At 72.1% G+C, this 12888-nt stretch carries 12 protein-coding genes; 10 read left to right on the plus strand and 2 right to left on the minus strand.

Features of this window, described 5'->3' with window-relative positions:
• The first annotated feature begins 27 nt into the window (after positions 1-27).
• The 10 genes from hrcA (at position 28) to ACFY1U_RS00695 (ending at position 10720) form a co-directional block, all read left to right on the plus strand.
• The gene (gene hrcA / locus ACFY1U_RS00650) at positions 28-1044 is read left to right on the plus strand and encodes a heat-inducible transcriptional repressor HrcA (RefSeq protein ID WP_344402435.1); all 1017 of its coding nucleotides are present in this window, start codon (positions 28-30) and stop codon (positions 1042-1044) included.
• Complete coding sequence (dnaJ, locus tag ACFY1U_RS00655; RefSeq protein ID WP_344402434.1) at positions 1045-2181, plus strand: molecular chaperone DnaJ; 1137 nt, start codon at positions 1045-1047, stop codon at positions 2179-2181. It begins immediately after the preceding gene.
• A gap of 78 nt (positions 2182-2259) precedes the next feature.
• The gene (locus tag ACFY1U_RS00660) at positions 2260-3336 is read left to right on the plus strand and encodes a nitronate monooxygenase (RefSeq protein ID WP_390691959.1); all 1077 of its coding nucleotides are present in this window, start codon (positions 2260-2262) and stop codon (positions 3334-3336) included.
• The gene (locus tag ACFY1U_RS00665) at positions 3333-4085 is read left to right on the plus strand and encodes a 16S rRNA (uracil(1498)-N(3))-methyltransferase (protein WP_390691960.1); all 753 of its coding nucleotides are present in this window, start codon (positions 3333-3335) and stop codon (positions 4083-4085) included. The genes ACFY1U_RS00660 and ACFY1U_RS00665 overlap by 4 nt, the downstream gene beginning before the upstream one ends.
• A 20-nt stretch (positions 4086-4105) precedes the next feature.
• A complete protein-coding gene (locus ACFY1U_RS00670; RefSeq protein WP_390691961.1) occupies positions 4106-4498 on the plus strand; it encodes a VOC family protein in 393 nt (130 codons plus the stop codon).
• Positions 4499-4575: 77 nt separating this feature from the next.
• On the plus strand, positions 4576-5136 hold the full coding sequence (locus ACFY1U_RS00675) for a hypothetical protein (protein ID WP_390691962.1): 561 nt from the start codon (positions 4576-4578) through the stop codon (positions 5134-5136).
• Between the two features lie 45 nt (positions 5137-5181).
• Positions 5182-8379, plus strand: a complete 3198-nt coding sequence (locus ACFY1U_RS00680) for a S41 family peptidase (RefSeq protein WP_390691963.1) — start codon at positions 5182-5184, stop codon at positions 8377-8379.
• A gap of 65 nt (positions 8380-8444) precedes the next feature.
• A complete protein-coding gene (locus ACFY1U_RS00685; protein WP_390691964.1) occupies positions 8445-8798 on the plus strand; it encodes a histidine triad nucleotide-binding protein in 354 nt (117 codons plus the stop codon).
• 6 nt (positions 8799-8804) lie between these two features.
• Positions 8805-9710, plus strand: a complete 906-nt coding sequence (locus tag ACFY1U_RS00690) for a ribonuclease Z (protein WP_390691965.1) — start codon at positions 8805-8807, stop codon at positions 9708-9710.
• Positions 9711-9730: 20 nt separating this feature from the next.
• Positions 9731-10720, plus strand: a complete 990-nt coding sequence (locus tag ACFY1U_RS00695; protein WP_390691967.1) for an adenosine deaminase — start codon at positions 9731-9733, stop codon at positions 10718-10720.
• Here ACFY1U_RS00695 and ACFY1U_RS00700 read toward each other — a convergent pair.
• Both ACFY1U_RS00700 and ACFY1U_RS00705 read right to left on the minus strand, forming a co-directional pair.
• Positions 10717-11898, minus strand: a complete 1182-nt coding sequence (locus ACFY1U_RS00700; RefSeq protein WP_390691968.1) for an MFS transporter — start codon at positions 11896-11898, stop codon at positions 10717-10719. The two genes, ACFY1U_RS00695 and ACFY1U_RS00700, sit on opposite strands and share 4 nt — an antisense overlap.
• A 197-nt stretch (positions 11899-12095) precedes the next feature.
• Positions 12096-12881 (minus strand): IclR family transcriptional regulator, encoded by a 786-nt coding sequence (locus ACFY1U_RS00705; RefSeq protein WP_390691969.1) that lies wholly within the window; start codon positions 12879-12881, stop codon positions 12096-12098.
• Positions 12882-12888: the final 7 nt, after the last annotated feature.

Below are 12888 nucleotides of genomic sequence, written 5' to 3' on the forward strand. Positions count from 1 at the left end.
GGGACGACTTCTGGAGGTGTGCGCTGGATGCTGAGTGAACGACGGCTTCAGGTATTGCGCGCCATCGTCCAGGACTATGTCGGCACCGAGGAGCCGGTGGGGTCGAAGGCCCTCACCGAGCGGCACAACCTCGGAGTGTCCCCGGCGACGGTACGCAACGACATGGCGGCGCTGGAGGACGAGGGGTTCATCGCCCAGCCGCACACCAGCGCGGGGCGCATCCCCACCGACAAGGGCTACCGGCTGTTCGTCGACAAGCTCGCGGGCGTCAAGCCGATGTCCGCGCCCGAGAAGCGGGCCATCCAGAACTTCCTCGACGGCGCGGTGGACCTCGACGACGTGGTGGCGCGGACGGTTCGGCTGCTCGCCCAGCTCACCCGGCAGGTCGCCGTCGTGCAGTACCCGTCCCTGACCCGCTCGACCGTGCGGCACGTGGAGCTGCTCTCGCTCGCCCCCGCGCGCGTGATGCTCGTGCTGATCACCGACACCGGCCGGGTCGAGCAGCGCATGGTCGACTGCCCGGCGCCGTTCGGGGAGGCCTCGCTCGCGGATCTGCGGGCGCGGCTCAACAGCAAGGTCGCGGGCCGCCGCTTCGCCGACGTCCCGCGGCTCGTGGAAGACCTGCCCGAAGGCTTCGACGTCGAGGACCGGGGTACGGTCTCGACAGTGCTCTCCACACTTCTGGAGACACTGGTCGAGGAGAACGAGGAACGGCTGATGATCGGCGGCACCGCCAATCTGACCCGTTTCGGGCATGACTTCCCCCTCACCATCCGCCCCGTCCTGGAGGCGCTGGAGGAGCAGGTCGTGCTCCTCAAGTTGCTTGGCGAGGCGGGGGATTCGGGCATGACGGTGCGCATCGGGCACGAGAACGCCTATGAGGGACTCAACTCCACTTCCGTGGTGTCGGTCGGCTACGGTTCGGGCGGCGAGGCAGTCGCCAAGCTCGGCGTGGTCGGACCGACCCGCATGGATTACCCGGGAACGATGGGAGCGGTACGCGCAGTGGCACGGTACGTCGGACAGATCCTGGCGGAGTCGTAAGTGGCCACGGACTACTACGCCGTTCTCGGCGTGCGCCGCGACGCGTCGCAGGAAGAGATCAAGAAGGCCTTCCGGCGGCTCGCGCGCGAGCTGCACCCGGACGTGAACCCGGACCCGAAGACCCAGGAGCGGTTCAAGGAGATCAACGCCGCTTACGAGGTGCTCTCCGACCCGCAGAAGAAGCAGGTCTACGACCTCGGCGGTGACCCGCTCTCGCAGGCCGGCGGCGGTGGCGCGGGCGGCTTCGGCGCGGGCGGCTTCGGGAACTTCTCGGACATCATGGACGCGTTCTTCGGTACGGCGTCGCAGCGCGGCCCGCGCTCGCGCACCCGCCGCGGCCAGGACGCCATGATCCGGCTGGAGATCGAGCTCGACGAGGCGGCCTTCGGCACCACGAAGGACATCCAGGTCGACACGGCGATCGTCTGCTCCACCTGTAACGGTGAGGGCGCGGCGCCGGGCACCTCCGCCCAGACGTGTGACATGTGCCGCGGCCGCGGTGAGGTGTCGCAGGTGACGCGGTCCTTCCTGGGCCAGGTCATGACCTCACGGCCGTGTCCGCAGTGCCAGGGCTTCGGGACCGTGGTCCCTACGCCGTGCCCGGAGTGCGCGGGCGACGGACGGGTCCGCTCCCGCCGTACCCTCACGGTCAAGATCCCGGCCGGTGTCGACAACGGCACCCGTATCCAGCTCGCGGGTGAGGGCGAGGTCGGCCCCGGCGGCGGTCCCGCCGGTGACCTGTACGTCGAGATCCACGAGCTGCCGCATCCGACCTTCCAGCGGCGCGGCGACGACCTGCACTGCACGGTCACCATCCCGATGACGGCCGCGTCCCTCGGCACCAAGGTGCCGCTGGAGACGCTGGACGGCATGGAGGAGGTCGACATCCGGCCCGGCACCCAGTCCGGGCAGTCGATCCCGCTGCACGGGCGGGGGGTCACGCACCTGCGCGGCGGGGGGCGCGGCGACCTGATCGTGCACGTCGAGGTGCAGACCCCGACCAAGCTGGACCCGGAGCAGGAGCGGCTGCTGCGGGAGCTTGCCAAGCTGCGGGGTGAGGAGCGGCCGCAGGGGCAGTTCCAGCCGGGGCAGCAAGGGTTGTTCTCGCGGCTGAAGGATGCGTTCAACGGGCGCTGACCGTGTGCTGGGGGCTCCGCCCCCAGGCCGGAATGGGCCGGATTCGGACTTGTTCGGAGGACGTGACAACATGCCGTCATGTCCTCCGCACTGACCGATCTCTTCCCTCATCCGATCGTGCAGGCCCCCATGGCGGGCGGTGTCTCCGTGCCGCATCTGGCCGCCGCCGTGTGCGAGGCCGGGGGGCTCGGGTTTCTCGCCGCCGGGTACAAGACGGCCGACGGCATGTACCAGGAGATCAAGCAGCTGCGGGGGATCACCAGCCGCCCCTTCGGTGTGAACCTCTTCATGCCGCAGCCCGAGTACGCCGACCCCGGCGCCGTGGAGATCTACGCCCACCAGCTGGCCGGGGAGGCCGTCTGGTACGAGACCGAGCTCGGCGATCCGGACAGCGGCCGGGACGACGCCTACGACTCCAAGCTCGCCGTGCTGCTCGACAACCCCGTGCCGGTGGTCTCCTTCCACTTCGGGGTCCCGAGCCGCGAGGTCCTCGACTCCCTCCGCCGGGCCGGCACCGTCACGCTGGTCACCGCCACCACCCCGGAGGAGGCCCTCGCCGTGCAGCTGGCGGGCGCCGACGCGGTGATCGTGCAGGGCGTGGAGGCCGGCGGTCACCAGGGCACCCACCGGGACAACCCGGAGGCGGACGGCACCGGCATCGGGCTGCTCCCGCTCGTCGCCCAGGTCCGCGAGACCGTGAGCATCCCGATCGTCGCGGCCGGCGGCATCATGCGCGGCGGGCAGATCGCCGCGGTGCTGGCCGCGGGCGCGAGCGCGGCCCAGCTCGGCACGGCGTTCCTCGCCACCCCGGAGTCCGGCGCGAACGCCGTCCACAAGCAGGCGCTCACCAACCCGCTGTTCGTGCGCACCGAGCTGACCCGGGCGTTCTCCGGCCGTCCGGCCCGCGGCCTGGTCAACCGCTTCCTGCGCGAGCACGGCCCGTACGCCCCCGCCGCCTACCCGGAGGTCCACCACCTCACCTCGCCCCTGCGCAAGAAGGCAGCCGCCTCCGGCGACGCGCAGGGCATGGCGCTGTGGGCGGGGCAGGGGCACCGCATGGCGCGCGAGCTCCCGGCCGGGCAGCTGGTGGAGGTCCTCGCCGCCGAGATCGACATGGCCAGGACAGCGTTGACGGGCAAGGGAGACCTGCGATGACCGCGCCGGTGTTCGTCGTCGGATCGCTGGCGGGCGTGGGGCCCGGCTCGATCGTCGAACTGGACGGTCCCGAGGGACGGCACGCGGTGTCCGTGCGGCGGCTGCAGCCCGGTGAGGACGTGGTGCTGACGGACGGTCTGGGCCGCGGTGCCGCCGGTGCGGTCGTGCGGACGGAGGGCAAGGACCGGCTGTTCGTCGAGCCCGTCGAGTTTCCCGTCGAGCCCGAGCCCAGCCCCCGTATCACCGTCGTCCAGGCCCTGCCCAAGGGGGACCGCGGCGAGCTGGCCGTCGAGACGATGACCGAGACCGGCGTCGACGCGATCGTGCCGTGGTCAGCGGCCCGCTGCATCACCCAGTGGAAGGGCGAGCGGGGGCTGAAGGCCCTCGCCAAGTGGCGGGCCACCGCCCGCGAGGCCGGCAAGCAGTCCCGCCGGCTGCGCTTCCCGGAGGTCACGGACGCGGCGACGACCAAGCAGGTTGCCGCACTTCTCGCCAAAGCCGACTTCGCCGCCGTCCTGCACGAGGACCGCGACTACGACAGCGAGCCGCTGGCGACCGCCGAGCTCCCCTCCTCGGGCGAGATCGTGCTGGTCGTGGGCCCCGAAGGGGGCGTGTCGGAACAGGAGTTGGCGCTGTTCTCGGAGGCGGGTGCGAAGGCGTACCGGCTCGGGCGTAGCGTGCTGCGTACATCGACCGCGGGCACCGCGGCGACCGCCCTGCTCCTGGGCCGCACCGGCCGCTGGTCCTGAACGATCACGGGGGAAACACCATGGAACTCGCCCAAGTCCGGCTCCTCGTCAGCGACTTCCCCGCCTGCTACCGCTTCTACGCCGAGGTCCTCGGCCTCAAGCCGCAGTCGGGGGCGACCGCGGGCCCGTACGAGAAGTTCAGCCCGGCCACCGGCTCGGCGGGCATCGCCCTCCAGGACCGTTCGATGATGGCCGAGGTGCTGGACGAACTGGGCGACACGGCAACCGGCCACCGCTCCCTGGTGGTGCTGCGCGTCGACGACCTCGACAGCTACTGCGAACAGATCGCCACCCGGGGCGCCGTCCTCCTGCACGGCCCGGCCCCCATGACGGACCGCATGCGGGTCGCCCATCTCAAGGACCCCGAGGGGAACCTGGTGGAGTTGCAGGAGTGGCTGCTGCTGCGCGGCTGACCGGTAGGCGCCCGCGGGCGCGTTCGTGACCGTATGCGCTCTACCGCCGGACGGCCCACGGTGGCAGGCTGCCGTCCATGGGGGCATTGAGGCGGATTTGGCGGCGGCCGCGAGGACGGCGGGCGGCGGCCGCGATGGGGCTTGCCGTGCTGGGCGTCGGCGGAGCCGTGGCCTGTGATCCGGGTGGGCTGAACTCGGCGGCCGTGGCGTACACGACCGACCAGACCGCGACCAAGGAGCTGAAGCGGCAGCACGTCGACGTGCAGTGGCTCAGCTGCACCGCCAACTACGGCAACAACAAGGTCTCCACGCGGACGGCGCCCTCGGCGAGCGAGACCACGGTCGCCAACGTCGACTGCCAGGGACAGACCAAGGACCGACGGGAGATCACCGTCACCGGCAAGGTCACCCGGGCCGTCAACGGCGCCTGTGTGCGCGGCGACCTCACCGCCAAGGTGGGCGGCAAACAGTGGTTCCATGTGACGGGGCTCGGCAACTGCAACGCGACACCGTCGCCCATCGTCAACAACCCCTCGGGCGGGAACGGCGGGCAGCCCGGCGCCACCGTCACCGTGACGGTCACCAGGACCATCTGGTGCAAGGGGGATCCGAAGTGCTGGCCCGTCGAGGGCAAGTGATCCAAACCGCTGACCCCGGGTGGGGCCGCTGCGTAGGGTGATCGGGTGACACAGCCTGCGACGCCTGCCTATCTCCGGTTTCCGCATCTGCGGGGCGAGTTGGTCGCCTTCACGGCAGAGGACGACGTGTGGCTCGCCCCCGTCGACGGCGGACGCGCCTGGCGGGTCAGTGCGGACAACACGCCGGTCACCCTGCCCCGCATCTCGCCCGACGGCACGACCGTCGCCTGGACCTCCACCCGCGACGGCGCCCCCGAGGTGCACATCGCCCCGGTCGCCGGCGGACCCTCCAAGCGGCTGACCCACTGGGGCAGTTGGCGCACCCAGGTGCGTGGCTGGACCCCGGACGGACAGGTCCTCGCGATCACCACGCACGGCCAGGCCAACCTCCGCCGCAGCTGGGCGCATGCCGTCCCGCTCGACGGCGGACCCTCCACCGTCCTGCCGTACGGCCTCGTCGGGCATGTCGCCCACGGGCCGAGCACCGTCCTGCTCTCCGCACCCATGGGGCGCGAGGCCGCCTGGTGGAAGCGGTATCGCGGGGGCACGGCGGGCAAGCTGTGGATCGACCGGGAGGGGCAGGGCGAGTTCGTACGGCTGCATGAAGAGCTCGGCGGGAACCTGGAGTCCCCGGTGTGGGCGGGGGAGCGCATCGCCTTCCTGTCCGACCACGAGGGTGTCGGGGCGCTGTACTCCTCCCTCGCCGACGGCTCCGACCTGCGCCGGCACACCCCGCTGGACGGCTTCTACGCCCGGCACGCCTCCGGCGACGGCACCCGGGTCGTCTACGCCTCCGCCGGTGAGCTGTGGATCCTCGACGACCTCGACGGCGCCGAGCCCCGCCGTCTCGACATCCGACTCGGCGGACAGCGTGCCGAACGCCGGCCGTTCGCCGTCAACGCCTCCCACTGGTTCGGCTCGGCGGCCCCCGACCACACCGCACGCGGCAGCGCGGTCGCCGTGCGCGGAGCCGTCCACTGGGTCACCCACCGCTCCGGTCCCACCCGTGCGCTCGCCGCCGAACCCGGCGTACGGGCCCGGCTGCCGCGCACCTTCCGCGCCGAGGGCGAGGAATGGGTGGTGTGGGTGACGGACGCGGAGGGCGAGGACGCCCTGGAGTTCGCGCCCGCCACCGGACTGGCACCCGGCGCCACCCCGCGCCGCCTCGCCGCCGGACAGCTCGGCCGCGTCCTCGGGCTCGCCATGGCACCCGACGGCAGCCGGGCCGCGGTCGCCGCGCACGACGGACGCGTCCTGCTCGTCGAGCGGGAGACCGGCGAGGTCCGCGAGATCGACCGCAGCGAGGACGGGGACGTCACCGGCCTCGTCTTCTCGCCCGACTCGGCCTGGCTCGCCTGGTCCCACCCCGGCCCGCGCCCGCTGCGCCAGCTCCGCATCGCCCACACCACCGACCTGACGGTCACCGAGGCGACCCCGCTGCGCTTCCGGGACTACTCACCCGCCTTCACCCTCGACGGCAAACACATCGCCTTCCTCTCCAACCGCTCCTTCGACCCGGTCTACGACGAGCACGTCTTCGACCTCGCCTTCGTGGTCGGCGACCGCCCGCACCTGATCACCCTCGCGGCGACCACGCCTTCGCCCTTCGGCCCGCAGCGGCACGGACGCCCCTTCGACACCCCCGACAAGGACGAGACGCCCGACAGCGAGGGCACCCCGGCCACCCGCATCGACCTCGAAGGCCTCGCCGACCGGATCGTGCCCTTCCCGGTCGAGGCCGCCCGCTACTCCGGTCTGCGGGCCGCGAAGGACGGCGTGCTGTGGCTGCGCCACCCGGTGCAGGGCGTCCTCGGGGTGTCCAGGGCCACCCCCGACGATCCCGACCCCAAGACCGAGCTGGAGCGCTACGACCTCGTCCAGCATCGCCTGGAGCACCTCGCCGCCGACGCCGACCACTTCCGGGTCAGCGGCGACGGCAAGCGCGTCCTGCTGTGGACCGACGGACGGCTGAAGGTCGTACCCAGCGACCGGCGCGCGTCCGGCGACGACGCGAGCGACACCAACATCACCGTCGACCTGACCCGGGTACGGCAGACCGTCGATCCCTCGGCCGAGTGGCGGCAGATGTACGAGGAGACCGGCCGCATCATGCGGGACCACTTCTGGCGGCCGGACATGAGCGGCGTCGACTGGACCGGGGTACTCGACCGCTACCGGCCGGTCCTGGACCGCGTGGCCACCCACGACGACCTCGTCGATCTCCTGTGGGAGGTGCACGGCGAGCTCGGCACCTCGCACGCCTATGTGATGCCGCACCGCGGATACGGCAGCGGGCCCCGGCAAGGGCTCCTCGGTGCCGACATCTCCCGTCACAAGGACGGCAGTTGGCGCATCGACCGCATCCTGCCGACCGAGACCTCCGACCCCGACGCCCGCTCCCCGCTGGCCGCGCCGGGCGTCGCGGTGCGGGCCGGGGACGCGATCGCCGCGGTGGGCGGGCAGCCCGTGGACCCGGTGACCGGCCCCGGACCGCTGCTCGTCGGCACGGCGGGCAAGCCCGTCGAGCTGACGATCTCGCCGGCCGGCGGGGGCGAGGTGCGGCATGCAGTCGTCGTGCCGGTCGCGGACGAGGAGCCGCTGCGGTACCACGCGTGGGTCGCGGACCGGCGGGCCTACGTCCATGAGAAGTCCGGCGGGCGGATCGGCTATCTGCACGTCCCCGACATGCAGGCGCCGGGCTGGGCCCAGATCCACCGGGACCTGCGGGTCGAGGTGGCCCGGGAGGGCCTCGTCGTGGACGTCCGGGAGAACCGGGGCGGCCACACCTCGCAACTGGTCATCGAGAAGCTGGCCCGGCGGATCGTCGGCTGGGACGTGCCGCGCGGAATGCGGCCGGAGAGCTATCCGCGGGACGCTCCGCGCGGTCCCGTCGTCGCCGTCGCCAACGAGTTCTCCGGCTCCGACGGCGACATCGTCAACGCGGCCATCAAGGCACTCGGCATCGGCCCGGTCGTCGGTACCCGCACCTGGGGCGGTGTCATCGGCATCGACAGCCGTTACCGGCTCGTCGACGGCACGCTGATCACTCAGCCCAAGTACGCCTTCTGGCTGGAGGGTTACGGCTGGGACGTGGAGAACCGCGGTGTCGACCCGGACATGGAGGTGGTCCAGCGGCCGCAGGACCACGCGGCGGGACGGGACGTCCAGCTGGACGAAGCGATCCGTATCGCACTGGCCGCCTTGGAGGAGACCCCCGCCAAGACACCCCCGAGCCTGGACTGACGGCCCTGGATACGATGCCTCCGTACTCGATCAGCGTGATCGGTCAACCGGCTTGAGGAGACCACATGGCAGGGGAGCCGCAGGACGACTGCCTGTTCTGCAAGATCGTCGCGGGGCATGTCCCGGCGACGGTCGTCCGCGAGACGGAGACCACCGTCGCCTTCCGGGACATCAACCCGCAGGCGCCCACCCATGTCCTGGTGATCCCCAAGGCGCACTACAAGAACGCGGCCGAGCTCGCCGCCGGTGCGCCGGAGCTCGCCGCCGACGTGCTCCGCGAGGCGCAGTCCGTTGCCGACGAGGACAAGCTGGAGAGCTACCGGATCGTCTTCAACACGGGCGCCGGCGCCGGCCAGACCGTCTGGCACGCCCATGCGCACGTCCTCGGCGGCCGCGGCCTGCAGTGGCCCCCCGGATAACCGACCGTGTCCGTACGTGAATTGGTGGTCCTCGGCACCGCCAGCCAGGTCCCCACCCGGCACCGCAACCACAACGGCTACCTGCTGCGCTGGGACGGCGAGGGCATCCTCTTCGACCCCGGCGAGGGCACCCAGCGCCAGATGCTGCGTGCCGGGGCCGCCGCGCACGACCTCAACCGGATCTGCGTCACCCACTTCCACGGCGACCACTGCCTGGGCCTCGCGGGCGTCATCCAGCGCATCAACCTCGACCAGGTGCCGCACGAGATCACCGCCCACTACCCGCGCTCCGGGCAGCGCTTCTTCGACCGTCTGCGCTATGCCACCGCCTACCGCGAGACGGTCGGCCTCACCGAGGCCCCGGTCGACACGGACGGCCCCCTGGCCGTCACGCCCTCGTACACCCTGGAAGCCCGAAAGCTCTCGCACCCCGTGGAGTCCTACGGCTACCGGCTGACCGAGCCCGACGGCCGCCGGATGCTCCCCGACCGCCTGGCCGCGCACGGCATCAAGGGCCCCGACGTCGGCCGTATCCAGCGGGAGGGCGCGCTCGGCGGGGTGGCCCTGGAGGAGGTCAGCGAGGTGCGCCGCGGTCAGCGGTTCGCGTTCGTCATGGACACCCGGCTGTGCGACGGGGTGCATGCGCTCGCCGAGGGCTGCGACATGCTCGTCATCGAGTCGACGTTCCTCGACGAGGACACCGGTCTCGCGGTCGAGCACGGCCATCTGACGGCGGGCCAGGCGGCGGCGGTGGCGCGGGACGCGGGCGTACGTCACCTCGTGCTCACGCACTTCAGCCAGCGCTATACCGAACAGGACGAGTTCGAGCGGCAGGCGCGCGCCGCCGGCTTCGAGGGCGAGTTGACGGTCGCGCACGATCTTCTCCGAGTGCCGGTTCCGAAACGCCGGTAAGGCACCCGTACGATGCTTTGATGCCCCTCCCCAAAGCTGAACTGCACCTGCACATCGAAGGCACGCTGGAGCCGGAGCTCGCGTTCGAGCTGGCCACCCGCAACGGCGTCGAGCTGCCGTACGCCGACACGGGCGAGCTGCGCAAGGCGTACGAGTTCGAGGACCTCCAGTCCTTCCTGGACCTGTACTACGAGCTCATGGCCGTCCTGCGCACCGAGCGGGACTTCGAGGACCTCGCGAACGCCTATCTGGCCCGCGCCGCCGCGCAGGGCGTGCGGCACGCGGAGATCTTCTTCGACCCGCAGGCGCACCTCGCGCGGGGCGTGGGCATGGGCACGGTCGTGGAGGGGCTGTGGCGGGCGCTGCAGCACAGCGAGTCGGCGCACGGCATCTCCACCCGGCTGATCCTGTGTTTCCTGCGGGACGAGTCCGCCGAGTCGGCGCTTGAGACCCTGGAGGCCGCGAAGCCGTACCTGGACCGGATCACCGGCGTCGGCCTCGACTCCGCCGAGGTCGGGCACCCGCCGGTGAAGTTCCGCGAGGTGTACGAGGCCGCCGCCGCGCTCGGTCTGCGCCGCGTGGCGCACGCCGGGGAGGAGGGCCCGCCGGAGTACATCACCCAGGCACTGGACGTGCTCGGCGTGGAGCGCGTCGACCACGGCCTGCGGTGCATGGAATCCCCCGAGCTGGTCGAGCGGCTGGTCCGGGAGGGCATCCCGCTGACTCTGTGCCCCTTGTCCAATGTCCGCCTCCGGACGGTCGACACCCTCGCCGACCACCCGCTGCCGGCCATGCTGGACGCGGGGTTGGTGTGCACGGTCAACTCCGACGACCCCGCGTACTTCGGCGGCTACGTCGGCGACAACTTCGACGCGGTGCGCCAGACCCTGGGGCTGGGTGAAGACCGCCTGCGCGAGCTGGCCCGCAACTCCTTCCTCGCCTCGTTCCTGGAGGACGACGAGGAGCGGAGGGCGCGGTACCTCTCCGAGGTGGAGGCGTACGAGTTCTAGGCGGCGGTGGTGAAGTCCGGTGCGGGGGTCGTCGTGGGCGCTGCCGGGGGCTGCGCCCCCGGACGGACTGAAACAGCGACCGCGGTCATCGGTACGGTGATCACCAGCAGCCCCACGGCCAGGACCGCACCCATCACCGGGAACCCGGCCTGCGCCGCCAGCACGCTGCCGGTCAGCGGGCCCGCCGCCGTTCCCAGCGAGGACGCCGAGCCGACGAGGACCGCCCAGCGGCCGCGTGGATCCAGGGAGGCCGCCAGGCCGATCACGTACGACAGGACGACCGGGTAGAGCACGTTCCAGGCGATCTCGCCGCTCGCGAAGGTCGTCAGGTCCGTCGCCGAGGCGCTGAGCACGATGCAGCCGGAGATGAGTGCCGTTCCCGCACCGATGGGCAGCGCCCGGCCGAACCGCGGCCCGACCGCTCCCGCGCCGACGACCCCCAGCAGCCCCGCGCCGAGCGCCACCGCGAAGACGGCGCCGACGGTGGCCTCCGCGAGGTGTGCCTGGGCCAGGCCGATACGGCCGCTGACGCCCCACAGCGCGTTCTGGGCGAGCGACCAGCAGAACATGACGAGGGAGAGGACCAGGCCGGAACGCCGATGGGGGAGGCGGGTGCCGCCGAGGGGGCTGTGCGCGACCGCCGTACGGACCGGGAGCCGGCCGGTGAGCGGCCAGACGGCGAGCGCGGTGAGCGCGATCGCGGCGAGCGGCTGCCCGTGGCCCGCGCCCAGGTGGGGGACCGCCAGATAGACGGCACCCGCGAGCGCGGAGACGCCGAGAAGGCCCAGCGTGGTCGTCCGGTGCGGGTCCGGCTGGGCGGCGATCCCGGTGGCGGCGACCGTCGTCGCCGCACCGGAGCCGAAACCGCCGACGAGCGCGCCCGCGACGACCGCGGGAACGACGTGGGTGAGTGCGGCGCCGCCGTAGCCGACGACCGCGAGCAGGAGACCGATGCGGGCCAGGGTGCGCGGGCCGATCCGGTCGACGCGGGAGGCGAGCAGGAAGCCGGCCGCGGCCGAACTCAGCAGCAGCGCACTGCCGATGGCACCCGCCTCGGTGGCGGAGAGCGGAAGCCCCGACTCGAGCCGTCCGACGGTCGTCGGCAGCAGATACGGAGCGAGGTACCCGGCCGTGAAAAGGGCGACGAGGGGCCAGGGGGTGGTGCGAGGGGCGAACACGGGCGTTCCCAGGGCATGCGAAAGAAGCGGCTCAAGAAGGGGTTGGGCGACGACCGTCGAGGGACAGGAACGCGCGGAGAATTTGTATCAAGCACGCGGTTCGCGAAAGAAGCGCGGGGGGTGTGATGTGGCGCACGTTGCGTTTGGGGCGGGAGGGGTCGGGTAGACGAGCCCGCCAAATGGCCTGGTGGGGCGCCTCAGCGCCAGTGGGCCGAGCCTCCCGCGCCCCGTGCCGTCGCCTCGATCTTCAGGCGGATCTCCCGCATCACCGCCACGATCCGCTCCTCGCGCTCCGGCGTCAGCCGGGCCACCGGCACGGAGCAGCTGATCGCGTCCTGCGCGGGGACGTCGTAGCGCAGCGCGAAACCGAAACCGACGATTCCGGCCACGCCCTCCTCGCGGTCGACCGAGTAGCCGCGGGTGCGGACGCGCGCGAGATCCGCCGACAGTGACTCCCGGCCGGTGTGCGTGTTCGGTGTGAGCGCCTGGTACGGCCCCTCGGGCAGCTCCTCGTCGTCCCGCTCGGCGAGCAGCGCCTTGCCGAGCGCGCCCGCGTGGGCGGGCAGCCGGCGGCCGACGCGGCTGATGGTCCGCAGATACTCGTGCGACTCCCGTGTGGCCAGATACGCCACGTCCCGCCCGTCGAGCCGCCCCATGTGGATCGTCTCGCCGAGCGCCTCGGACGCCTCGTCGAGATACGGCCGTACGACGCGCACCCGCGGGTCGGAGTCGAGGTAGCTCGTGCCGGTGAGCAGGGCGTGGATGCCGATGCCGTACAGCGAACCGGTGACGTCCGCACGCACCCAGCCCCTGCCGATCAGGGTCTGCAGCAGCGCGTACATCGAGCTGCGCGGCACGCCCAGCTCGTCCGCCAGCTCCTGCAGCCGTGCCGGTCGGTCGCCGCGCGCGGCGAGCAGTTCCAGCAGTTCGACCGTCCGCGCGGCGGACTTCACCTCGCGTACGCCACCACCTGTGTCCGACATGGGGTGA

The organism is Streptomyces sp. NPDC001351 (assembly GCF_042896045.1).
Classification (GTDB): Bacteria; Actinomycetota; Actinomycetes; order Streptomycetales; family Streptomycetaceae; genus Streptomyces.